General features: G+C 51.3%; 25 protein-coding genes and 1 other annotated feature (1 of these 26 running past the window's edge). Of the genes, 21 read left to right on the top strand and 4 right to left on the bottom strand.

From position 1 onward, the window contains the following. Positions 1-18: a binding site (T-box leader), on the top strand (it extends 194 nt beyond the left edge of the window). Positions 19-132: 114 nt separating this feature from the next. The 20 genes from C7E00_RS02980 (at position 133) to C7E00_RS03075 (ending at position 19,204) form a co-directional block, all read left to right on the top strand. After that, on the top strand, positions 133-966 hold the full coding sequence (locus C7E00_RS02980; protein ID WP_105302973.1) for a transporter substrate-binding domain-containing protein: 834 nt from the start codon (positions 133-135) through the stop codon (positions 964-966). A gap of 26 nt (positions 967-992) precedes the next feature. Beyond that, positions 993-1,664, top strand: a complete 672-nt coding sequence (locus C7E00_RS02985; RefSeq protein ID WP_105302857.1) for an amino acid ABC transporter permease — start codon at positions 993-995, stop codon at positions 1,662-1,664. Beyond that, a complete protein-coding gene (locus C7E00_RS02990) occupies positions 1,657-2,394 on the top strand; it encodes an amino acid ABC transporter ATP-binding protein (protein ID WP_239928522.1) in 738 nt (245 codons plus the stop codon). Before C7E00_RS02985 ends, C7E00_RS02990 begins: the two co-directional genes overlap by 8 nt. Positions 2,395-2,414: 20 nt before the next feature. Then, positions 2,415-3,506: an aminotransferase class I/II-fold pyridoxal phosphate-dependent enzyme gene (locus C7E00_RS02995; RefSeq protein WP_105302858.1), complete on the top strand. Its 1,092-nt coding sequence runs from the start codon at positions 2,415-2,417 to the stop codon at positions 3,504-3,506. Positions 3,507-3,573: 67 nt separating this feature from the next. After that, positions 3,574-4,149: a DJ-1 family glyoxalase III gene (locus C7E00_RS03000; protein ID WP_105302859.1), complete on the top strand. Its 576-nt coding sequence runs from the start codon at positions 3,574-3,576 to the stop codon at positions 4,147-4,149. Between the two features lie 28 nt (positions 4,150-4,177). Beyond that, complete coding sequence (locus C7E00_RS03005; RefSeq protein ID WP_105302860.1) at positions 4,178-5,653, top strand: monomeric [FeFe] hydrogenase; 1,476 nt, start codon at positions 4,178-4,180, stop codon at positions 5,651-5,653. Positions 5,654-5,673: 20 nt separating this feature from the next. Beyond that, on the top strand, positions 5,674-5,928 hold the full coding sequence (locus C7E00_RS03010) for a (2Fe-2S) ferredoxin domain-containing protein (protein ID WP_105302861.1): 255 nt from the start codon (positions 5,674-5,676) through the stop codon (positions 5,926-5,928). Then, on the top strand, positions 5,925-7,610 hold the full coding sequence (locus tag C7E00_RS03015) for a [Fe-Fe] hydrogenase large subunit C-terminal domain-containing protein (protein ID WP_105302862.1): 1,686 nt from the start codon (positions 5,925-5,927) through the stop codon (positions 7,608-7,610). The genes C7E00_RS03010 and C7E00_RS03015 overlap by 4 nt, the downstream gene beginning before the upstream one ends. Next, positions 7,597-8,787, top strand: coding sequence for a SpoIIE family protein phosphatase (locus tag C7E00_RS03020; protein ID WP_105302863.1), 1,191 nt, complete (start codon positions 7,597-7,599; stop codon positions 8,785-8,787). Before C7E00_RS03015 ends, C7E00_RS03020 begins: the two co-directional genes overlap by 14 nt. A 5-nt stretch (positions 8,788-8,792) precedes the next feature. Then, positions 8,793-9,353 carry a DUF1349 domain-containing protein gene (locus tag C7E00_RS03025; protein ID WP_105302864.1) on the top strand — a complete coding sequence of 187 codons (561 nt, stop codon included), beginning with the start codon at positions 8,793-8,795 and terminating at the stop codon, positions 9,351-9,353. Between the two features lie 24 nt (positions 9,354-9,377). Further along, entirely contained in the window at positions 9,378-10,598 is a 1,221-nt protein-coding gene (gene pepT, locus C7E00_RS03030; RefSeq protein WP_105302865.1) for a peptidase T, read from the top strand. A 5-nt stretch (positions 10,599-10,603) separates the two neighbouring features. Further along, positions 10,604-11,527, top strand: coding sequence for a 1-phosphofructokinase family hexose kinase (locus tag C7E00_RS03035; RefSeq protein WP_105302866.1), 924 nt, complete (start codon positions 10,604-10,606; stop codon positions 11,525-11,527). A 59-nt stretch (positions 11,528-11,586) separates the two neighbouring features. Next, positions 11,587-12,240 (top strand): TlpA family protein disulfide reductase, encoded by a 654-nt coding sequence (locus C7E00_RS03040; RefSeq protein WP_105302867.1) that lies wholly within the window; start codon positions 11,587-11,589, stop codon positions 12,238-12,240. A gap of 80 nt (positions 12,241-12,320) precedes the next feature. Further along, positions 12,321-12,779, top strand: coding sequence for a GNAT family N-acetyltransferase (locus C7E00_RS03045; RefSeq protein WP_105302868.1), 459 nt, complete (start codon positions 12,321-12,323; stop codon positions 12,777-12,779). Between the two features lie 10 nt (positions 12,780-12,789). Beyond that, positions 12,790-14,319, top strand: a complete 1,530-nt coding sequence (gene cls, locus C7E00_RS03050; protein WP_105302869.1) for a cardiolipin synthase — start codon at positions 12,790-12,792, stop codon at positions 14,317-14,319. Between the two features lie 2 nt (positions 14,320-14,321). Continuing rightward, complete coding sequence (locus C7E00_RS03055; RefSeq protein WP_105302870.1) at positions 14,322-15,056, top strand: peptidoglycan recognition protein family protein; 735 nt, start codon at positions 14,322-14,324, stop codon at positions 15,054-15,056. A 23-nt stretch (positions 15,057-15,079) separates the two neighbouring features. After that, a complete protein-coding gene (locus C7E00_RS03060) occupies positions 15,080-15,988 on the top strand; it encodes a patatin-like phospholipase family protein (protein ID WP_105302871.1) in 909 nt (302 codons plus the stop codon). Between the two features lie 87 nt (positions 15,989-16,075). Beyond that, positions 16,076-16,888 (top strand): alpha/beta hydrolase, encoded by an 813-nt coding sequence (locus C7E00_RS03065; RefSeq protein ID WP_105302872.1) that lies wholly within the window; start codon positions 16,076-16,078, stop codon positions 16,886-16,888. Then, positions 16,875-17,756, top strand: coding sequence for a PPK2 family polyphosphate kinase (locus tag C7E00_RS03070; protein WP_105302873.1), 882 nt, complete (start codon positions 16,875-16,877; stop codon positions 17,754-17,756). The genes C7E00_RS03065 and C7E00_RS03070 overlap by 14 nt, the downstream gene beginning before the upstream one ends. Next, positions 17,753-19,204, top strand: coding sequence for an alpha-amylase (locus tag C7E00_RS03075; RefSeq protein WP_105302874.1), 1,452 nt, complete (start codon positions 17,753-17,755; stop codon positions 19,202-19,204). The genes C7E00_RS03070 and C7E00_RS03075 overlap by 4 nt, the downstream gene beginning before the upstream one ends. A gap of 243 nt (positions 19,205-19,447) precedes the next feature. Here C7E00_RS03075 and C7E00_RS03080 read toward each other — a convergent pair whose 3' ends face one another. Next, entirely contained in the window at positions 19,448-19,783 is a 336-nt protein-coding gene (locus C7E00_RS03080; protein ID WP_105302875.1) for a hypothetical protein, read from the bottom strand. Between the two features lie 23 nt (positions 19,784-19,806). Between C7E00_RS03080 and C7E00_RS03085 the strand changes: the two genes are divergently transcribed. Next, positions 19,807-20,637, top strand: coding sequence for a putative ABC transporter permease (locus tag C7E00_RS03085; RefSeq protein WP_105302876.1), 831 nt, complete (start codon positions 19,807-19,809; stop codon positions 20,635-20,637). A gap of 47 nt (positions 20,638-20,684) precedes the next feature. Here the strand turns inward: C7E00_RS03085 and C7E00_RS03090 are convergent, their stop codons facing one another. The 3 genes from C7E00_RS03090 to C7E00_RS03100 are packed head-to-tail and all read right to left on the bottom strand — an operon-like array spanning position 20,685 to position 23,575. Then, complete coding sequence (locus C7E00_RS03090; protein WP_105302877.1) at positions 20,685-22,034, bottom strand: M15 family metallopeptidase; 1,350 nt, start codon at positions 22,032-22,034, stop codon at positions 20,685-20,687. Continuing rightward, a complete protein-coding gene (locus tag C7E00_RS03095) occupies positions 22,012-22,695 on the bottom strand; it encodes an RluA family pseudouridine synthase (protein WP_105302878.1) in 684 nt (227 codons plus the stop codon). The genes C7E00_RS03090 and C7E00_RS03095 overlap by 23 nt, the downstream gene beginning before the upstream one ends. Beyond that, entirely contained in the window at positions 22,688-23,575 is an 888-nt protein-coding gene (locus C7E00_RS03100; protein WP_105302879.1) for a class I SAM-dependent methyltransferase, read from the bottom strand. Before C7E00_RS03100 ends, C7E00_RS03095 begins: the two co-directional genes overlap by 8 nt. Between the last annotated feature and the right edge of the window lie 39 nt (positions 23,576-23,614).

Below are 23,614 nucleotides of genomic sequence, written 5' to 3' on the forward strand. Positions count from 1 at the left end.
GTGCATGTCGTCTCTGGAATTGAGACGGCTTTTTGTTTTTCAGAAAGAAAAGGCGGTGATGGAATGCAGAGTGACCGACGAATGAATTGCTTTGAATCAGTGAATCAGAAAGAGAAGAAGAGGGAAATGAATATGAAGAAAATGGTATCTGCTGCATTATCTGCACTGCTTGCGATGAGCCTGGCTGGATGCGGTTCATCCTCGTCATCATCCGCTGCTGCATCCACTGCAGCTGCAGAATCTGCTGCTGCGACTGCCGCAGCTGCTGAGGCTTCCGAAGCCCCTGCTGCTTCCGCAGAAGCGCAGAACATCATCATTGCAATGTCTCCGGATTATCCGCCGTTTGATGATCTGACTACCAGCGGTGAGCTGACCGGATTCGACTACGATATGGGCGAATGGCTGTTCACCTGGCTGAATGAGAATGGCTACAACTATACGCATGAATGGAAACAGATGAGCTTTGATACGATCATCTCCGCAATCCAGACAGATCAGGTAGATCTCGGTATTTCCGGATTCACGTATGCAGAGGACCGGAAGGTGCTCTTCTCGGATCCTTATTATGATTCTGCTCAGGTAGCACTGGTTACAGCAGACAGCCCGATTACCAGCACTGATGAACTCAAGGGTGCGAACCTCGGATGCCAGCTCGGATCGACTGGTGAGACGGTTGCTGAAGAACTTTCTCCGGATCATACCACTGCGGTGGAAGATATGGGTATCGCGGTCGAGACGCTGAAGTCCGGCGGATATGATGCAGTGATTCTCGATATCGCAGTTGCCAAGAACTATGCGGCAACCGGAAACTTCAAGATGCTGGATGATGTCCTGCTGGATGAGTCCACGCATATCATTGCCAAGGAAGGCAATACGGAGCTGATGGATGCAGTCAACAAGGCACTGGCTGCGTTCTTGGCAAGTGATGATTGTGCCAAGCTGAAGGAGCAGTACGGACTGCAGTGAGTCTGGTTTAGCAAAGGAGCGAGTTCATGTCTGATATCTTTACTTCAGAGAATCTGACATTCCTGGTTCAGGGAGCAGGAGTCAGCCTGCTGCTGGCGCTTGGTTCTGTGGCAATCGGCTGTGTGATCGGCATTCTGCTGGCAGCGGCCAAGCTGTCGCATTCCAAGGTGCTCCATGTGATCGCAAATGTTTATGTGGAGCTATTTCGGGGAACCCCGATGCTGCTGCAGATCCTGTTCTTCTATCTCGGCGTGCCGGTTCTCTATCAGCGGATCACGGGAACGCGCATGAGCGCAGATCCGTATCTGGTCGGACTTCTGTCCCTGTCGTTCAACTCAGGGGCATATCAGACTGAACTGATCCGTTCCGGAATCCAGGGTGTTGACAAAGGTCAGTGGGAAGCGTGCGAGACGCTTGGCATCAGCTATGGAACCATGATGAAGGAAATCATTCTTCCGCAGGCATTCCGGCATATCATCCCGCCGCTTGTCTCAGAGTTCATCACGCTGATCAAGGACAGCTCGCTGATTTCCAATATCGGTGCACTGGAACTTCTGTACCGGGCGCAGGTGCTCGGCAAGAAGTACTATGACTATCTGGATCCGCTGATCCTGGCTGGTGTTCTGTATCTGATCATGACCGTGATCACCTCTTATTTCTCGAAGAAGCTGGAGAGGAGGCTTGCAGTCAGTGAGTAAGATTAAGGTAGAACATCTGAACAAATCGTTCGGAGAACTGAAAGCATTAAAAGATATCAATCTGGAAATCAATGATGGCGATATCGTATGCCTGATCGGGCCATCCGGTTCCGGCAAGAGCACGCTCTGCCGGTGCATTCATGGACTGGAGACTCCGGAAAGCGGAACCATCTATCTGGATGGCGAAGTCATGAATCGTGCAGACAAGCAGAAATATGCTGCTCAGCGCAAGAAGATGGGCTTTGTCTTCCAGCACTTCAATTTGTTTGCGAATAAGACCGTGCTTCAGAACTGCATGCTTGCCCCGATGAGCGTGGCAGGAAAATCAGCTGCAGAAGCAGAAGCACTGGCCATGGAATATCTGAAGAAAGTCGGTCTGGAGTCCAAGCGGGATGCATATCCTTCCAAGCTCTCCGGAGGTCAGCAGCAGAGGGTTGCGATTGCCCGGGCGCTGTGCATGAATCCTGAAGTCATGCTGTTTGATGAACCGACTTCGGCTCTGGACCCGGAGATGATCAAGGAAGTGCTTGAGGTCATGAAGGACCTCGGAGCACAGGGCATGACCATGCTGGTGGTAACCCATGAGATGGGGTTTGCCCGCAAGGTCGGCAATCGTGTTGTCTTCCTGGATAACGGGGAGATTGTGGAACAGAATACGTCACAGGCATTTTTCACCCATCCGGAGTCGGAACGGGCAAAGGATTTCCTTTCGAAAGTCCTGTATGACTGAAGCTGTCTGAAGGAGATTGTATGAAGCTTCCGGATTTCAAGACGGAACAGTGGATGAATGACTACGAGAGGCAGGCTGTATGCAACATGACGGATACGTGTGCTGCGCCGCTTTCCTTTCCGGAACTGATGGGATTCGACCATCATCATCTGCTGGATTCGGTCACGCTGGATTATGGCGTGATTCCCGGAGATGAACGTCTGCGGAATGAAATCCTGAAGCTTTATTCTTCTGGTACGATTGATCAGATCACGCTTGCGGATGGGTGTCTGCAGGCAAATGAGCTTGTCATGCATACGCTGCTGGAACCGGGCGATCGGGTTGTGACTTTCACGCCTTCCTACCAGCAGTTCGAGGATGTTCCGCGTTCGCTTGGCTGCGAAGTGGCAGTGCTTCCTCTTTCAGAAGCTTCCGGCTGGCAGCCGGATGGCTCAGATCTTCAGAGTGCTTTTGAAAAGCCGGTGAAGATGGTCATTCTGAATATGCCGAATAACCCGACCGGTTCTGTACTGAAACCGGAGCTCTTTTCAGAGCTCCTTTCGCTGTGCAGAAAGCATCAGTCGTGGATTCTGTGCGATGAAGTGTACCGGGATCCGGAAATGCAGAGTGTCGCGGATGTCTATGAATACGGAATCTCGACATCTTCTCTTTCCAAGCTCTTTTCGCTTGCCGGACTGAGGCTCGGATGGGTCAGAGGGCCGGAGAAGCTGATTCATCTGATCAATGTGCGCCGGGATTATTCGATGATTTCCACGGGTCCGCTGGCGGATACGCTTGGCTATCTTGCATTGCTGAACCGGGATTTCCTGCTTTCCAGAAGCAGAAAGCGGATTTCTGCGTGCAAAGCAGTGGTGAAGACATGGCTGAAGAAAGAACCTAAGGCTTCGCTGGTGATGCCGGATTATGGAACGGTCAGTTTTCTGCACTATGAAGCAGATATTCCGAGCCCGAAGCTGGCTCAGGACCTGCTTGAGGAAAGCGGTGTCTTTTTCGTGCCGGGAAGCTGTTTTGACTGTGAACATCATCTGAGACTGACCTTTACTGCCGATCCGCATACTGAAGAATACGGGCTCATGGTGCTGAGCGAATATCTGAATCGGAGCGGCAATTGAATCCTGCTAAGTAAGAATTCGTCCGGAATGTTATAATTTTTACAAACAGAAGGGAAAAGTGATACACATGAGATGTGCGATTTTTCTTGCGGATGGATTTGAAGACTGCGAAGCATTGATTACCGTGGACATGCTGAGAAGAGGCAGCGTTCCGGCAGATATGATTTCCATTACGGATGATCTGGAAGTGCATTCCTCACATGGCGTGACGATGAAGGCAGATATGGTTCTGATGGAATTCCTTCCGGAAGATTATGATGTGCTGATTCTTCCGGGCGGAAAGGTCGGAACCAAGAATCTGGAGAACTGTCAGGTTCTTATAAATGCTCTGAAAGCGCACTTTGAAGCAGGAAAGCTGACGTGTGCGATCTGTGCGGCGCCCTCGATCCTGGGACATCTGGGAATTCTGAAGGGCCGGCATTATACGTGTTTCCCTGGTTTTGAGGAAGCTGGCTTCGGAGGCACTTATGAGATGGAACTGGCGGTCACGGATGGCAATCTGATTACCGGCCGCGGCATGGGTGCGACGATTGAGTTTGCCCGCAGCATTCTGAAGCAGATTGCTGATGAAAATACGCTGAAGCAGGTGGAGTACGGAATGCAGTATGAGCACAGCTTCCGGACTCTGAAGAAGCCGGAGTGAGTGATCGAAGGGGAGGAAGATCTATTCTATGGAGAACATGTTCAGTAACGATTCCAGACAGTTCAAGTTCGATATTCTGGTTCAGTTATGCAAGCAGGTCTATGAGACTGGCCAGGTGGACGAGAAAGCAATCCGGGATTACGGAAAGAAGCTCGTATCTATGGATACGCCGCGAGTGCGCTGCTGTGTCTATAAGGAACGTGAAGTGCTGCGTCAGCGGATCCGTCTTGCGGAGGGCAAGATGGCAAATGACGCGGCTGAATACAATCCGAGGCAGATTGTCCAGGTGATCGATGCGGCCTGCGACGGATGCACGATCAAGAAGATCCGCGTGACGGATAACTGCCGCCGCTGCATGGCGAAGAGCTGCGTGGCTGCCTGCCATTTCGGCGCGATGCATATCGGAACGACGCGTTCTGAGATTGATTATTCCATGTGCAAGGAGTGCGGTGCCTGTGCAAGAGCCTGCCCGTATAATGCGATTGTCGTGACGGAGCGGCCGTGCTATGCGCACTGCCCGGTTCAGGCAATCAGCTGGGACAAGCATAATATCGCTGTCATCGATGAGAACAAGTGCATCAACTGCGGTCAGTGCGAAGGAGCCTGCCCATTCGGTGCTATTGAAGATATTTCCTGGGTTGTTCCGGTGGTGCAGCTGCTGAAGATGAAGACGCCATGCTATGCCATTGTGGCTCCGTCGATCCAGGGCCAGTTTGAAAATACCTCTCTTGCCCAGATCATGAAGGCCATCGAGAAGCTCGGCTTCGAGAAGTGCTATGAAGTTGCGATCGGTGCCGATGCGGTGGCAAAGTTTGAAGCAGCGGAGCTGAAGGAACATAAGGAAAAAGGTCTTCCGATGACGACTTCGTGCTGCCCGGGCTTTGTCAACATGCTGAAGATTCATTTCCCGGAGCAGTACAAGAATAACAAGAGCACGACTGTGACGCCTATGATGGCAATTGCGCGCAAGCTGAAGCAGGAACATCCGGATCATGGCATCGTATTCATCGGCCCGTGCCTGGCCAAGAAGCAGGAAGCGATGAGCGAGAATACGCCGGTTGACTATGTGCTGACGTATGAAGAGCTGGCAGCGCTCCTGATTTCCAGACAGATCAATCCTGCTGAGATTCCGGCTGAGGAACTGAAGGATTATCCTTCCAATTACGGACGCAACTTTGCGGCGACCGGAGGTGTTGCGGCAGCAGTCGCAGAAGCCGCGAAGGAAGCCGGAGATGGTCCGTACACGACTTATCTTGCCAATGGTGCGATGGAGTGCAAGAAGCAGCTGATGCTGATCAAAGCCGGCAAGTTCCAGCAGGATATCCTGGAAGGAATGTGCTGCCCGGGCGGCTGTATTGCCGGACCGGCATGCATTTCTGATCCGATGCAGGTCAAGGGACGCATGATGAAGGAAAATATGAAGACCGATAAGAAGACAATTGCGAAATCCATGGAAATCTACGACTTCGATCAGGTCGACATGGATGTGACTCATAAATTCTGAGCTTGGAGGACAGATCAATTATGGTGAACGTGGAGATTTGCATCGGGAGTGCCTGCTATGTGAAGGGCAGCAGCCAGGTAGTCCAGACCCTGAATGAACTGATCAAGGAGAACGGCTGGGAAGATGAAGTTGCCGTCAAAGGTTCCTTCTGCATGAAGGCCTGCCAGAATCACCTCGGTCTCGGCATCCGGGTAAACGGAAAACAGCTGGAGCAGGTGACTGCTGAGAATGCGAAGGAAGTCCTGAAGAAGGAAATCACGGAAGCTCTGTCATGAGCACGGGTCACTTCATTCGTCTGGAAGAAGCGCAGTGCCATAATTGCATGCGCTGTGTGCGGGCATGTCCGACGAATGCAATGACATACATCCATCAGATGCCTGCCATCGTGGAAGAGGAATGCATCCTGTGCGGAAGATGCTACAGTGTATGTCCTCATGATGCGAAGGAAGTTCTGAGTGAACTCGGTCGCGTAAAGAAGTGGCTGAATGACGGGGAAGAAGTCATTTTAAGTGCGGCCCCGAGCTTTGCGGCAGTCTGGCCGCAGTTGAATGATCTGATCGCGCTGCTGAAGGCAAGAGGATTTTCAGAAGTGGAAGAGACGGCCCGCGGTGCTGCGCTGGTCAGCCGTGCTTATGCAAACCTGGCAGAAAAAGGAGAGATGAAGAATATCATCTCGACTGCCTGCCCGGCAATCAATAATCTGATCGAAAAAGAATACGGAGATCTGACGCAGTACATGGCTCCGGTGGTTTCGCCGCTGATTGCGCATGGCCGCCTGATCCGTGAGAAACATCCGCATGCGAAGGTCATATTCCTTTCGCCATGCATTGCCAAGTATAAAGAGATCCAGGATGCTCGTTTTGCGGGTGCGGTAGATGCCTGCATCAGCATGGAAGAAGTGCTGAACTGGGTAGAGAGCAGTCTGAAGGAAGAAGAGAAGACTGCCTGGGAGAATTTCACCGGCTCGATTTCAAGATTATATCCGACGCCTGGCGGCATCATCGCTACGATGGAGAAGAGCGAGAAATATCATTACGTAAATGTGGAAGGAGTTCCGAGAATCCGCAAGGTCCTGGAAGCGATGCGGGATGGAACGCTTTCGGGTTATTTCTTTGAGGTGAGTGCCTGCGAGGGATCCTGCATCGGCGGACCTCTGCTTTCTCATTTCAAGCATAATGAATGGCTTGGCCAGAGCGTGATCCGGGACAATGTCGATGTGCAGAAGCGGATCGGTCCGGGGGAGCTGCCGTTCTCTCTGGATGCAACGTGGAAAGCGGAACATATCTACCGGCCGGTTCATACCGAAGAAGAGATCCAGGATGAGCTGATTGTGATGGGCAAGACGTCTGCGGACAAGATCCATGACTGCGGCGCGTGCGGCTATGAGACATGCCGGGCAAAGGCGATTGCGGTGCTGGATGGCAAAGCAGATCCGAAGATCTGTCTGCCGGGGGCACTGGAGAGGGCAGAGTCTCTTTCCAATGTCGTGATCGAGAATACGCCGAATGGCATCGTGGTTCTTGACAAGGATCTGAATGTGCGGGAGATGAATCCCAGTGCGAGAAAGATGCTGGATCTTGATATGGTGAATCCGACCGGAATGCCGGTATCGGCAGTGCTGCCAGATGATGCCCTGGAGCGGCTGATCCGTTCGACCGGACGCAAGACGGAATATATCCGGATCTGGTATGAGGGCTATCATAAGCTGATTGATCATGCGATTGTGAAAGTGCAGGGTCAGTCTTATACGGTTGTGATCCTGATGGATCGCACCCAGGAAGATGCCAAGGAAAAGCAGCTGCGCAACATGCGTGAAAGAACGATGGAAGTAACTTCGCAGGTAATTGATGAACAGATGCGCACCGTTCAGGAAATTGCGAGTCTGCTCGGTGAAACGACTGCGAAATCGAAGGTTGCCCTGACGAAACTGAAGCAGGCTATGGATGAAGATGAATGAGGATCTGATCTACATTGATGCCTACTGGCGCTCGCTGAATAAATACGGAGAAGAACTGTGCGGTGACCGGGTTCAGATCCGCCGGGGCGAGAAGTGTTTTGTCATGGTCTTAGCGGATGGGCTCGGAAGCGGCGTGAAGGCGAATATTCTCTCCACGCTGACCAGCACGATCATCAGCGAGATGATCGTTTCCGGCATGGCACTGGCAGATGCGGTAGAGACGATTACGGCGACACTGCCGGTGTGTCAGGAAAGAGGAATAGCCTATTCCACATTTTCGATCGTTCAGATCTTCTCTAACGGGAATACGTATATTGCAGAGTTTGACGGCCCGGATGTCGTGATCATGCGGGATGATCAGATCTACCGGATTGCCAGAGAGAAGATGGTCATGAATGGGCGTCAGATCTATGTCTCCAGCATGCATGCAGAACCGGGCGACCGGTTTGTGGTGTTCAGCGACGGCGTGCTGCATGCCGGGGTCGGCATGGCGCTGAATTTCGGCTGGGGTCAGAAAGAAGTAGAAGAATACCTGCAGGAACAGGTCAGACGGAATGATACGGCAAGCGAGACCACGAGATTATTATTAGCGAATGTGAATTATCTCTATGGCGGCAAGCCGGGAGATGATTCCACGGCGGTATGCCTGCGGGTGATTCCGCTGACTGAGACAATTGTGATGGTCGGTCCTCCTTCGCATCCGGAAGATGATGAGAAAGTGGTTCATCGGCTGCTTTCTGCAACCGGCAAGAAGGCCTGCTGCGGCGGAACGACGAGTCAGATCGTTGCAAGGGTGACTGGCAGAGCACTGACCACGGATGGTCTCATGAGCATGAAGCCGGATGTTCCCCCGAAGGGATTCATCGAAGGAATAGATCTCGTCACGGAGGGTGTTCTGACGCTGCAGAAGGTTGCCAGATATCTGGAAAAAGCGGCTGGCGATGTCAGTTTCCGGGAAGAACTGATGCTGTCGAAAGATACCGATGGCGCAACCATGCTTGCAAAGATGCTTCTTTCTGCCAGCGGCATCACTTTCATGGTAGGATTAAGTGACAATCCGGCGCATGATGCAATTGCATATTCGCCGATTTCACTGAATGCGAAGATTGCTCTGATCAAAGAGATGGCAGAGAATCTGAAGAAGGTCGGAAAAATCGTGCATATTGAGATGTACTGAATGCTATGAATGGAGAGATCAGCCCGAGAGAACTGACATGGTTCCGGAAACCGGAACTGTATATTCTGGAAGATAATCGGCTTGTCCTGGAGACACAGCCCTACACGAGCTTTCATTCGCTTTCTTATGACAGCACGGATGCCTGCGGGATGATTCTGCCCCAGATGGAGTGCTTTTCGTTCTCCACGAAGATTGACTATCAGTTCACGCATCTGGATGAAGAATGCGGACTTTTTCTGAAACGTAATAATACGCATTGGGCGAAAGCGGGAGTAGAATGCAGGAAGGAATTCCTGGATCTTTCCTGTACCGTCTATGAAGACGGGTACGGAGATCGCAGCTGCCGCCAGCTTGGAGCAGGGATCCGGTGGCTGTATCTGAGAATTCTGTACTGGAATGGCAATGTGAGGTTCCAGTACAGTTTTCACGGAGAGGTCTATTCCGACATGCGCTGGCTGCACTTTGCGGACAGTTCGGTGCCGGTTCAGGCTGGCATCTATGCATGCAGTCCGGGAGATTCCAGTTTTGACTGCACGTTTTCGAAGATGAAACTGCAGAAGATATGAATAGAAAGACAAGAGGCATAGAAAATGAGCGCAGCAGAGAAACTGATCCGTTACTGCAAAGTGGATACGCAATCTGATCCGAAGTCGGGAACACATCCTTCTTCCAGCAAGGAGTTTGCCCTGGCAGAGATCCTGGTAGAAGAACTGAAGGAACTTGGTCTGAAGGATGCAGCATGCGATGACAAGTGCTATGTATATGCGCACCTGGAATCCAACCTGGATCATGAAGCACCGGCAGTCGGATTCATTGCGCATATGGATACTGCTCCGGATTTCACCGGAACGGGTGTGAATCCGAGAATCATTGAGAATTATGATGGTGGCGATATTGCCCTGAATGAGGAAATTGTGACGAGAGTCGCGCTGTTTCCGCAGATGAAGAAGCTGAAGGGAAAGACACTGCTGGTGACCGATGGCAATACGCTGCTCGGGGCAGATGACAAGGCAGGAATCGCATGCATCATGCAGGCCCTGGAAGAGTGGCAGAAGAATCCTTCTCTGAAACACGGGAGGATCTGCGTCGCGTTCACGCCGGATGAAGAGATCGGCGAAGGACCGGAATACTTCGACTTTGAGAAGATGGGTGCAGATTTTGCATATACCATGGATGGCGATGCGGTGAATATCATGAGCGATGAAACGTTCAATGCGGCGTCTGCTGTCGTTCATTTCAGGGGCTTCTCGATTCATCCCGGGGAAGCGAAGGATCGCATGATCAATGCCGGCGAGATTGCCTGCCGGTTTGCGGCAGCGCTTCCGGAGGCGATGACGCCGGAACATACGGAAGGAAAAGAAGGATTCATCCATCTCTGCAGCATGCATGGAAATGTGGAATCTGCGGAGCTGGAATATATTCTCCGGGATCATGATGCAAAGAAGATCCAGGATAAGAAGGATCTGATGCAGAAAGTCTGCGATCTCTTCAATGCAGAATACGGAGCCGGAACGGCAGAAATCTCCTTTGCGGATCAGTACCGGAATATGAAAGAAGTTCTGGCGAAGCATCCGGAAGTATCTGAGATTGCCTGGAAGTCGATCCAGGATCTCGGACTTGTGCCGGAGAATGTGCCGATCCGCGGAGGAACCGACGGGGCACAGCTCTCATTCCACGGTCTTCCGTGTCCGAATCTCGGCAATGGCGGCGGCAATTTCCATGGCCGCTATGAATACTGCGTTCTCGAAGAACTGGATCTGGCTGCCAAGCTTGTGCAGCGGATTGCAGAACGTGCTGCCGGAAAGGAGTAATCTCAATGATCTGCACATGTACGATGAATCCATCTCTGGATTATTACATGGAGTTTGAGAAACCGGTTCAGCCGGATTCGGTGAACCGGAGCCAGCTGGAATACTATGAGGCTGGCGGCAAAGGAATCAATGTCTCGATTGTGCTGAACAATCTGCAGATTCCGACGAGGGCCTGCGGGTTTCTCGGGGGCTTCACGCGTGATTTCTATATCACGCTGCTGCAGAAGTATGAGTATATCCAGCCGAATTTCACGTATATCGATGGAAATACTAGAATCAATGTGAAGCTGACCGGACAGGAGGATGAGACAGATCTGAATGCGGCTGGCCCGTATATCACAAGCAGCGATATGGAGAACCTGATGAAGAAGATGGAACGCCTGGATGAAGGAGATTACTTTGTCCTGGCGGGCAACTGCCCGAAGTATCTGTCTTCCGATATTCATACGATGCTGGAGAATGCGGTGAAAGACAAAGTCCGGGTCTGCCTCGATACGAATGCGGAGATTATCCGGGACGTGCTGGCAGATGGCCCGTTCCTGATCAAGCGCTCGCAGGCAGAACTGGAAGCAGAGCTCGGCAGGAAGCTGAGTCCGGAAGAGACTGCGGCGGAAGCAGAAGCGATGTGCAGGCAGGGTGCTCAGCATGTGCTGGTGCTGATGGATTCTGCAAAAGAAGCGCTGCTTGCCTGCAGCCAGGGCTTATTTGCCTGCGAAGTCGTGCACCAGGAGAAAGCGGTGAGCACGGTCGGCACAGGCGATTCCCTGACGGCTGGTTTCCTGATGAATTATCTGCGTACCGGTGATCCGCTGGATTCTTTCCGGTTCGGTGCGTGCTGCGGCAGTGCAACGGCATATTCCAAAGGTCTTGCAACCCGTGAGAAGATTGATTCGTTCTATGAGAAGACCGAGATCCGCCAGCTGAAATAAGGTTCTTTTCCTTGATGCGGAGGGTGGTTCGTGTTACCATTTCGCAGATGAGGAAGAATATGAGAAAACTGACTGGTCTGATTCTTGGGGCTTGCATGCTTGCCGGGTGCTCGTCTTCGGATGGAACTGCTGCTTCTGCATCAGCGTCTGCTTCTGCAGAGACTGTGTATCCTCAGGTGACGATCACGAGTCCGATTGAGATCACGATCAAGGATGAGAATCCTGATCTGAGCGGCTATCAGTTCTTTGAAGATCCGGATCCGGTTCTGAAGGAGATTACCTTCACAGAAGCAACCCGGCTGATTGAAGAAGGCGGAAGCGGTCTGATTCTGTACAGTGCAACCTGGTGCCCGTTCTGCCAGCGGGCGATTCCGCAGGTCAATTATGTGGCCAAGCAGATGGGTGTCACGGTTTACTATGTATGTCTGAACAATGATGCAGAACATGCGGTAAGCACCGAAGAGCTGAATGAGCTCTGCCGGAATCTGGACTGGATCGAATGGGAAAAGGATGAAGCAAACCCGGATGGAGCAGAGCTTCCGAATTTCCAGATCCCGCTGTTTCTCGGCGTGAAGAACGGAGAGATCACGGGGCATCATCTGTCCCTGGTCGACAGCTTCTCGCTTGTGGATGAGAATTCCCAGTTGAATTCAGATCAGATTGCAGAGCTTAGAGGCATCTACGCACAGATTATCGAAGATACTGCTGACTGAGGATCCTGAGGGATCCTCTTTTTCTGACTGCGCGGGAATTTCTGATTCCGGATTCCGGCATAAAAGAAGATAATAGATTTATGTTCGGAAGGTTCTTCAGAAAGCCGAAGCGGGTCGAGGGAAAATGCGTGGATCTGATGCTTGATCAGCATGTTGATGCCAGCAAATACAATCAGATGGTTCCTTCGGATCTGTTCGGCATCTATCTCCATGGCACGAATATCAGGGTCGGATCATGCGATCTGCGCTATGGCATGAATGAAGAGCTTTATTATGCCGGAAATATCGGATATAACGTGCTTTCCGTCTACCGGGGACATGGCTATGCATATCAGGCATGCCTGCTGCTGTTTGAGGTTGCAAAGCAGAAGGGCATGGAAGAGCTGATCATCACCTGTTCTCCGGATAATATTCCTTCCCGGAAGACGCTTGAGAAGCTGAATGGTACCCTGGAAGGAACGGTGAATGTACCCCCGGATCACTGGCTGTACCTGCGCGGGGAGACCGTGAAGAACATCTACCGGTACCGTCTGCTATAATGAATGCATTATGAAGAAACTGCTGAAGATTCTCACCAGCCGGCTGCTGGTGATTATCGCTCTGATTGCTCTGCAGATTGCTTTGCTGTTTTCGTGGCTCTGGAATACTGCAATCTATTTTCAGGTCATTCCGGCAACGGAAATATTCGGTGTGATTCTGGCAATCTATGTGATCAATCAGGAAGAAGATCCTTCTTATAAGATGTCGTGGTGCGTGCTGATTCTGGTGCTGCCATTGTTCGGATGCATGCTGTATCTGCTGGTAGCGGGCAGGAAGATGCCGAAGAAGCTTTCCAATGGCACGACGCAGGCAAGCAGCCGCATGAAGAATCTCCTGGAGCAGGATGATCGTATCATGCAGGGACTGAAAGAAAAGGATCCTGCGGTTCATAATATCTTCAATTATGCATTGAGAGAGAGTCGTTTTCCGGTGTATCAGGATACAGATGCGGTCTATTTTCCAAGCGGAGAGAAGTGGTTTCCGGTGTTTCTGGAAGAGCTGAAGAAGGCAAAGCACTTCATCTTCCTGGAGTATTTCATCATCGATAAGGGATCCATGTGGGATGAGACGCTGACAGTGCTGAAGCAGAAGGCTGCAGAAGGCGTGGAAGTGAAGCTGATCTATGATGATTTCGGCTGCATCACGCTTCCTCTGCATTATGACCGCATGCTGAATGAGATGGGCATTGAGACCTACAGGTTCAATACGCTGAGGCCGGCTTTATTGATTCAGATGAATAACCGGGATCATCGGAAGATCTGCGTGATTGATAATCAGGTCGGTTTTACGGGCGGGGTGAATCTCGCAGATGAATACGGAAACCGGATCCGCAGATTCGGCTACTGGCGGGATGATGCGATCATGATCCGCGGCGAGGCGGTATGGTCGATGGCAGTGATGTTTCTAGGAATGTTCAGCTATCTGAAGAAGGATACGGATACGATGGATTATGCGAGATATCATCTGCCGAATGAAGCATTCCATGGTCAGAAGGGGTATTTCCAGCCGTTCAGCGATACGCCGAAAGATGAGGCGAACGTGGGCCTGTGCATGCACCTGAATCTCGTGCAGAATGCAGAAGATTATATCGATATCAATACGCCGTATCTGATTCTGAATGATGCGATGAAGACGTCTTTGTGCCTGGCTGCGGAAAAGGGCGTGAAGGTCCGGATTCTGACTCCGCATATTCCGGATAAGAAGATGGTATTTGCAATCACGAGGCACAACTATACGGAACTGATCCGGAGGGGGATTGAGATCTATGAGTATACTCCGGGGTTCAATCATACCAAGAGCATTGTCGCGGATGATCGGATGGCGGTCGTCGGTTCGGTGAATACGGACTACCGCAGCTATTATCTGCATTTTGAGGATGGCATTCTGATCTATGATTCTCCGGAAGTGATTCAGATCCGGGAGTCGTTTGACGAAGCCTTGAAGGTTTCCCATCAGGTCACACTGGAAGAGTGCCGGAAGACGAATCTGATTGTACGCATGGTGCGGGGCGTCATGAACCTGATGGCACCATTATTCTGACTATGGCAGGGAAAAAGAGAAAACAGGTTCTGGATCGGGCTTCCAGGAAGATGATCGGCATCATCGGAGTTTTGCTGGTGATCATCATCGGGCTTCTGATCTATGCGATTCAGAATCAGAGCAGAAGAGCACAGCCTGCTGCTGAAGCAGCCGCAGAGGCAGCAGAAGAACGGACGTATATGACGGTGAACCGGGAATTATCTTCTGCAAACGGGATAGAGATCACCCATGCGCATATTCCGTTTGACAGCACGAGAAGACCGGGAGAGATCCGTGAGATCCGCTATGTGATCATCCATGAGACGGACAACCGCAGTTCCGGTGCAGATGCGGCTGCGCACAGTGCGTTTCTGACCGGGGATCAGAATGATATCGTATCGTGGCATTATACAGTGGATGATCATTCGATCTATCATAACGTGCCGGATAATGAGATCTGCTGGAATGCAGGAGACGGTCGCGCGGAAGATGGCGGCAATATGCATGGCATCGGGGTTGAGATGTGCGTAAACCTGACCGATGATTATGAGCTGGTGCTGGTCAATACAGCAGCGCTGACGGCAGAGCTGCTGAAGACGTACGGGCTGACGCCTGATGATGTCCGTCTGCATGAGGATTTTATGGATAAGATCTGCCCGCATCGGCTGATCACCGAGGGCAGGGTGGAAGAATTCATGCAGATGATCCGCGACGATTACGAGAATTCGTCAGTTGAAGGTTCTGAAGCGGCAGGATAAGATACCACAGGGAGACAAAGTCTATGAGCGAGAAATACGGACTGGTACTGGAGGGCGGCGGTGTCCGCGGGGCATATACGGCGGGTGCGCTTGCCTGGCTGAATGATGAGCATATCACGTTTGATTATGGGGTCGGAATTTCCAGTGGAGCAGTTTATATGTGCTGCTACTGGGAAGGAGATAAGCATACGCCGGAGCATATGTCTACGGACTATGCGGCAGATAAAGAGAATGTCGGCATCCGGGCATTCCTGAAAGAGGGATATTATGTGGCCTACAAGCATCTGTTTGATGATGACCTGAAGGGCAAGGAACACATGACGATCCAGCCTCTGAAGGATATGCATGCCCCGATTGAAGTCGGTTCGTATGACCTGGATCAGGGAAAGACAGTATTCTTCACCCCGGATGACATGGATGACAGCCTGGAGCTGCTGAGAGGGTGCTGCGCACTGCCGATTGCGTCTGCGGTTGTGAAGGTGAATGGACATCAGCTGCTGGATGGCGGTATCACGAAGATGATTCCGATTGAGCGTTCCGTGGAGCAGGGAGTCACGAAGCATCTGATCATCACGACGAAGCCTGCCGACTATGTGCGCAAGCCCGCGCCGAAGGCGATTATCTGGCTCATGGGCAAGGTATATAAGAACTATCCTCAGATCAAGAAGGATTATTCGATCCGTCATGTGAATTACTACAAGCAGATCGATCTGATCAATCAGCTGGTCAGCGAAAACAAGGCTATCAATATCCGTCCTTCTGTCGATGTTCCGGTCAGCCGCTGGAAGGGAGACCGGGAAAACTGCCGGAAGCTCTACGATCTCGGTTATTCGGATATGGAAGCCAGAAGAGAGGAGATCTATCGGTTCCTGGATCGCGAAGATCCTAAGAAGATCACAACTCCTGCTGCAGAAGAGAAGGTTCCTGCCTGAAGCGTCTTCGGACGCTTTTTATGATTGAGCCTGTCTTGAAATGAACCGGAAAGAAAGATACTCTGCTTATGAAGCAGGAGGAAGAACATGATACGGAATGAATGTTCCTTCTATTCGAAAGTTCTCGGGGAACCGGTTAAAGTGCTGGTGCTGCTGCCGATCGGAAGCGGCTATGCAATCCGCCAGAGCAGTTCTCTGGATGAAGTCTATGCACAGAAGACTTATCCGGTTCTCTATCTGTTCCATTGTGCCAATGGCTGTGCAGAAGACTGGCTGTATCGCACGGATACGGAGGCTTATGCAGAAGAGGCTGGTATTGCCTTGGCAATTCCGGATCTTCATGACAGCTTCGGAGTGGATATGGCACATGGAAAAAAGTATGGAACGTTTCTTTCGGAAGAGCTTCCGAGGTTCCTTCATCATGTGTTTCCGATCTCTGAAGCCAGGGCAGAAACTGCAGCAGCAGGATGCTCCATGGGCGGATATACTGCTGCATATCATGGATTGATTCACCCGGAGAGGTTCTCTCTGATCGGGGTTCTTTCGGGAGCGCTGCAGGGAGATGTCATTCATGCATGGCTTACTGAAAATGGCATTGCGGATGATCTGAACTGGAAGAATATCTTCGGAGAAGCTCGTACTCAGCATGAGGATACGGACGTGTTTCAGAAGATTGATCCGGACGCGGAATACAAGCCGGAGTTCCTGGTGTTCTGCGGCGAAGAAGAGACTTGCAATGTGGAAATGAATCAGAGATTTCATAAGAAACTGAAAGAGGCTGGATATGAAGCCTCCTTTGCCGGCGGACATGGCGAGCATGGATGGAGGTACTGGGATGGCTGTATCCATCAGGTGATTGAACGATTTGCAGAAAGGATCAGAGAAGATGAAGAAGATTGAGAAATACCGGTTTGACGGAAGCGGAAAGTTCCGGATTCAGGATGCGAAGACAGATGAGACTTCACTCTGCAGCGATAAGAAGAAGGCTGCAGACAAGCTGGAGAAGAATGATGCGGAAATCGATGCGCTGCAGGATAAGCTTTATGCCGAGAAGAAGGAAGGTGTGATCTTCCTGTTTCAGGCCATGGATGCCGCAGGAAAAGACGGAACCATCCGGGCGGTGCTTTCCTGTCTGAGTCCGCATGGAGTCAGAGAAGCAGCGTTCAAGTCTCCGTCTGCGACAGAGCTGGCGCATGACTATCTCTGGCGGATTGAACAGCAGGTTCCGGCCAAAGGAGAGATTGCGATCTTCAACCGGAGTCAGTATGAAGATGTACTGATCGGAAAAGTCCGGAAACTTTATGAAACGCAGGCACACGCTGATCGGATTGATACGGATCATGTGATTGAGAACCGGTACGAAGACATCAGGCATTTTGAAACCTATCTGTATCATAACAGCGTGCGGACGGTGAAGATCTTTCTGAATGTTTCCCGAGAAGAGCAGGCAAGAAGATTCCTGGATCGCATTGAAGAGCCGGAGAAGAACTGGAAGTTCTCAGAGTCTGACTGGAATGAGCGGAAGTACTGGGATGAGTACATGTCTGCCTTTGAAGATGCGATCAATCATACGGCAACGAAAGAATGCCCGTGGTATGTCGTGCCGGCAGATCATAAGTGGTATATGCGCTATGTGGTCAGCGAGATCATCCTTTCTGTGCTGAAGGATATGGATCCTCATTATCCGAAGGTGACGGCAGATCGTCTGTCGCAGTTTGCCCAGCTGAAGCAGGAGATTGAAGCAGAGCTTCCTGAAAAAGACAGATGAGGAATCAGCTGTTTCTGCAGGGGTTTGAGTGGTATCTGCCGGAAGACGGAAAGCACTGGGAACGGCTGAGAAAACAGATTCCGTTCTTTCAGAAGATCGGAGTAACCGGCATCTGGCTGCCGCCTGCTTATAAAGCATGGAATGGCATGCATAATGTTGGCTACGGAACGTATGATCTGTATGATCTCGGAGAGTTTGATCAGAAGGGCAGCATCCCTACCAAGTACGGGACAAAAGAGGAGTATCTGAAGCTGCTTCATGCATTGAAGGAAGCAGGAATATGTTCCTTTGCGGATATCGTATTCAATCAGAAGTGCGGCGCAGATGAACAGGAGACTGTCATGGCCGCGCCATGCAGCTCCAGCGACCGGCTGGAAGAAACCGGAGGATATGCACCACATCAGTTCTGGACGAAGTTTCTGTTCCAGGGAAGGAAAGGCAGATATTCTGACTTTCAGTGGGATTCGTCCTGTTTTGACGGGGCAGAAGATCAGGGCACGATCTATCAGTTCCAGGGGCATACCTGGGATCCGGATGTGAGCAGCGAGAACGGGAACTATGATTATCTGCTCGGAGATGATCTGGATTTCGATCAGGAGAAGGTCTGCCGTGAACTGGAACAATGGGGTGCCTGGTATATGAAGCTGACGGATTGCGACGGGGTCAGACTGGATGCCCTGAAACATATCAACGGACAGTATTTTCAGCGCTGGCTGGACTTTGCCGAAGCAGAAACCGGGAAAAAGCTGCAGGCGATCGGAGAATACTGGAGTGCAGATCTGAAAGCACTTCAGGATTACTATGATCTGAATGATCATAGAATCCATCTGTTCGATGTGCCTCTTCATTTCCATTTTGTCAATGCGTCCCAGGGCGGCGGATACTACGATATGCGCAATCTTCTGTCTGATACCATGATGTCTTCTGCTCCGGAAGGAGCTGTGACATTCGTGGATAATCATGATACGCAGCCAGGACAGTCCTTGCAGTCCTATGTGATGAGCTGGTTCCGGGAGATTGCTTATGCAGTAATCCTGTTCCGGGAAGAAGGAACGCCATGTGTTTTCTATGGAGACCTGTACGGAATTCCGCATGATCAGATTGCTCCGATGGAGCATCTTCCGAAGATGATGAAACTCCGGAATGATGCAGCCTATGGTCCTCAGCATGACTATCTGGATGATCCGGACCGGATCGGCTGGACCAGAGAAGGCGATGCAGAACATCCGGCTGGACTGGCAGTTCTTCTCAGCGACGGACCGGGCGGTGAGAAGACGATGTATCTCGGGACTCAGCATGCCGGCATGGTCTATGAGGATCTGCTTGGAAGAAATGCGCCGGTGATGATCGATCAGAATGGCAATGGAACGTTTGACGTGCAGGGCGGGAGCGCTGCCATCTATACACTCAGAAAAACATGTGCAGCAACGAAGAAACCGCAGGAATGACGGTTTCTTTTCTCATGGAATGCAATCATGATGGAGTATTCGGCAGGGTCAATGTCATAGACTAGACGGATGTGATCTTACAAGGGCAGGACAGGTGCCGTAAGCTTCGCAATCGTTAAAAGCCTTGGTGATCAGGCATAGCATGGCATCATTGGCTAAGGAAATGGTCTGTGTGCCAAGCAGCACGGCTTCCGGAATGCCCTCAGGAGTAAATTCAGTATCGGGTTCATATTCCATGGCTGATTAAGGAGCGATGGAGGCTGCCGCAGACACTCTAGCAGCAGAGAGATCAAATATGGTGTCCTTGAAAATGTCCGCATTTCCATCCAGATCTTCATAAATTGTGAGGATATAAAGCTCGGGCTGCCCATCCATAGCTGGCGTCTGTTCCATGCAGAGAATCGAGTAATTCATTCCTGAAACTACGTGCTGGGCAAGCGGCACGATCGGACTGTATGAGATTCCGGTCTTGCCGTCCAGTGCTTTGCCAAACGCCTTCTGTGTCTCGTCTGGAGGCTCTCTAAGCCTATTTCTACATAAGAGGTGTTCTTCTGCAATCCCGGGATAGAGAAATTCCATGCGGGTGTGTTAAAGTGATTCATATGCTGGAAATTATTTACAGGGGAGCAGTATTATTTCTGATTTATGCGTTCGGAGGCTGGTGCGGAGAAGTATTGTACAATGCGGCAGTCCGGGGAAAGATCATCAATTGCGGAATGCTGAATGGACCGGTATGTCCGATTTACGGATTCGGAGGTCTGGCGGTGACATATCTGACCAGTCAGGTCCCTTCCGGAGTCCAGGTTCCGGTGTGGGTGGTATTTCTGTTCGGAGCGGCCGCTGGCGATCTGATTGAGCTGGCTGGCGGAATGATCCTGGAGAAAGCGTTTCATGTGAAGTGGTGGGACTACAGCCATAAGCCATTTAATTTCAGAGGTTATATCTGCCTTGAATTCACGGTGATCTGGGGCTTTGCGGCAGTCCTGCTGATTGAAGTGATTCAGCCGCTGCTGTCTGCAGTTTCTTTTACAAGGCATAGTTCGACCCTCGGATGGGTGTTTCTGATCATTGCCTATACAGGACTGCTCACAGACCTGTATGTGACGAATCGTTCTGCGCATGCCCTGGATCAGGATCTGGAACATCTGGATCAGATAAGAAAGCGGCTGAGAAGCATCTCGGATCCGATGTCGCAGCGGCTTGGCAGGCAGGCGCTTGAAACCACACAGCGCATGCAGGAATCGCGCGTTCAGGCAGAGCTTGCAAGGGCAGAATTCCGGGATCAGAGAGAACTGGAGCAGAAATATGCAGAACTGAGACAGAAGCTGTATGGCGGAAAAGGCCATGGCGAAAGCCGTCTGGTTCGCGTGTTCCCGGATATGAAACATCGCCATTATGGTTCGCTGAAAGATCGAGAGAAAGAAGAACGATGAGGAGAAAAAAGAAAACATCCGGGTTTCTGAATGTTTTCTGAAGAGATTCAATTAGAGGACGGGCTGGCAGAACTATCTGCAGAAGGAGAAGCAGAAGCTGCAGGTTCTGCAGATTGTCCGAGATAATATACCTTGTAGCTGGCAGCGTTCAGCACTGCATCAGATGGTTTATTGTCTGCACTTTCCCATGGCGCCAGATACAGCATCCAGAATTCATCATAGGTCAGCTGTGAGTTATAGACTGCCTGGGCGATTTCGATTCCGACATAGCGGTAATGCCATGATTCGAATTCGTATCCGGTGATTGACTCTTTGCCCTCCGGATAGCGGAGAATCCATCCGTAGTCCTGGGAGTTCGTGCTGGTCCACTGATAGGCAGCAGTATCCTTGAATTCGAGGCCTTCATCATCTCCGGTCGCGGCTAAGTCAACAGTCAGGCCGGTCTGATGTTCAGAGAAGCCAGGTCTTGCGCTCAGTGCATCAGCACCGTCTTCCCCATAGGCAAGGACATAATTATTATAGACGTTTTCCTGGGATTCAAAGGACCGGTAGGCACTGCTTGCGTAGAAATAGACATTCACTGCCCGGCCGGCATCTCCCCATGCCTGCATGGCTGAGGCTGCTTCTGCCGCAAGCTGCTGTCCGGAGGCGGCATAGTAGCTTGAAAGCTCGGTCAGACCTGCTGGCGAATAAGACTGGTCGAGATAATAGGTCTTGCTGACCAGCATCGTGACGCTGGAGCTGTCGGCTGCTTTCGTGTTGCCATATGGGGTGTAATAGGTTCCGCTCAGCACGAAGTTCGTGCGGGAATTCGTGTCGCGGTGGCTGATGACATCATCGATATAATTCGTTTCGATGGGCTGGTAGTCGAAGACTAAGAGAGGCGTGATTTCCCACCATTCCAGATCCTTGAACAGGTTCTGAATCTGATCGGCTTCATAGCCCTTATCGCTGAGGCGGCGGGCGATCAGAAAGTCTCTGGCATCGAGGCCGCGGTCAGCAGAGACCACCGTGTAAAGATCCAGATAGTCGGTATTCAGGGTTCCATCGAGAATGGAACTCTGCAGATAGTCACTGTAATACTGATTCTCCAGCAGCGTATCAGCGAGATTGTCTTTCCGGATTGCAGTGATCGCTTCTTTGCTGTAGCCAAGCTTCTTCAAGGCATTGGACTGGCGGATGCGCGGTACATAAATCATGAGAAGCACAGCAGCAATGCCAGCCAGTACAAACCAGATTTCCTTGCGCAGGTGACGGCGGACGCGTTTCTTCTTTTTTATCGGAGCTTTGCGGACAGCAGCAGGTTTCCTGGAAGAAGTGCTGGTCTGACCGGGAATGACCAGGCGGTATCTTCTGCGCTTTTTCTTTTTTCTTTCAGGGTTTCGTTTCACAGACATGCTTCACCTCGAACAGATTCCAGGGAGCACTCTCCGGAGGGAACGAAGTGACCCGCACCGGCTCCCTGGTAATCGGGTGCGGGAATACGAGATCATATGCCCATAGGGCGATCTGGCCGCGCTTGGCGCGGGAATTGTAGCGCTGATCATTGACCAGAGGCAGATTTCTGGAAGAAAACTGCACCCGGATCTGGTGGCTGCGTCCGGTTTCAAGATGGACGCGGACCAGAGTTCTGCCTTCTTTTTCAGCAAGTACTTCATAGTGAAGAATGCACTTCTTGCCATGGGCAGGATCGCTGACTCTGACCATGTTGGTACGGGAATCTTTTTCCAGGTAATCAGTCAGGGTTCCCTGTTTCTCTTTCGGGGTTCCGTCCAGAATGGCTAGGTAGGTTTTCTGAAATTCCTTCTTCCGGATGCTGTCGCTGAGACGGGAGGCTGCTTTGGAAGTGCGGGCAAATACCATTGTTCCGCCAGTCGGCCGGTCAAGTCGATGGACGAGGCCGAGATAGACATTGCCTGGCTTGTGATACTTTGCCTTGATATAGTCCTTGCACATCGTAAGCAGATCCATGTCGCCGCTTGCGTCTGCCTGGACGGGAACGTTTACTGGTTTCTCGACGCAGAGCAGGTGGTTATCTTCATACAGGACCTTAATCATTGCGCTGCCATCTTCCGTATATGCCGCAGGGCAGATTCAGATCCCGGTTTTTCATCGGAATCGCGACTTCTCCGGCAGTGACGGCGCCATCCGGATGTTCTGGAAGAATCATCGTCTTCATGAGGTCTTCCAGAACAATGCTTGAGAATCCTGCAGTATAGCTGTTGATCAGGAAGAACAGCGCATGAGGATCGAGAACGTCCAGGCAGGCCTGAATCAGACCGGAGATTTCTTTTTCGAATTTCCACATTTCCCCATTCGGGCCTCTTCCGTAAGAAGGAGGATCCATCAGGATGCCATGATATGTATGTCCTCTGCGCTTTTCCCGTTCGACGAACTTCATGACATCGTCGACGATGAAGCGGATCGTATGATCCTGCAGATTGCAGAGGTCCCGGTTTTCCTTGGCCCACTGCACCATGCCCTTGGCCGCATCCACATGGACGACTTCGGCAGCACCGGCTGCCGAACAAGCCATGGTTGCACCGCCGGTATAAGCAAAGAGATTCAGAATTCTGAGGTTCTCATCAGAATGTGCCCGGATCAGATCGCTCATCCAGTCCCAGTTGACTGCCTGTTCCGGAAACAGGCCGGTGTGCTTGAATCCGGTCGGAGATACTTTGAAGGTGAGGTTCTTATAAGAAACGGTCCAGGATTCCGGAAGCTTCTTACGGTATTCCCACTGGCCTCCGCCTTTGCTGGAACGATGATAGACTGCATCAGCATGGTTCCAGAGAGGCTCTTCCGGATCATTGGGCCAGATAGCCTGAGGGTCCGGACGGCGCAGGGTGATGCCTTTCCACTGCTCCAGTTTCTCACCATTTCCTGCGTCCAGAAGGACGTAATCTTTCCATTGATCTGCTCGTAATAGTGCGCTCATGTTTTTCCCTTTCGGCCATTATATCATGCGGGGAGTCCG

It is taken from the genome of Anaerolactibacter massiliensis (genome assembly GCF_900290205.1).
Taxonomy (GTDB): Bacteria; Bacillota_I; Bacilli_A; order Erysipelotrichales; family Erysipelotrichaceae; genus Bulleidia; species Bulleidia intestinalis.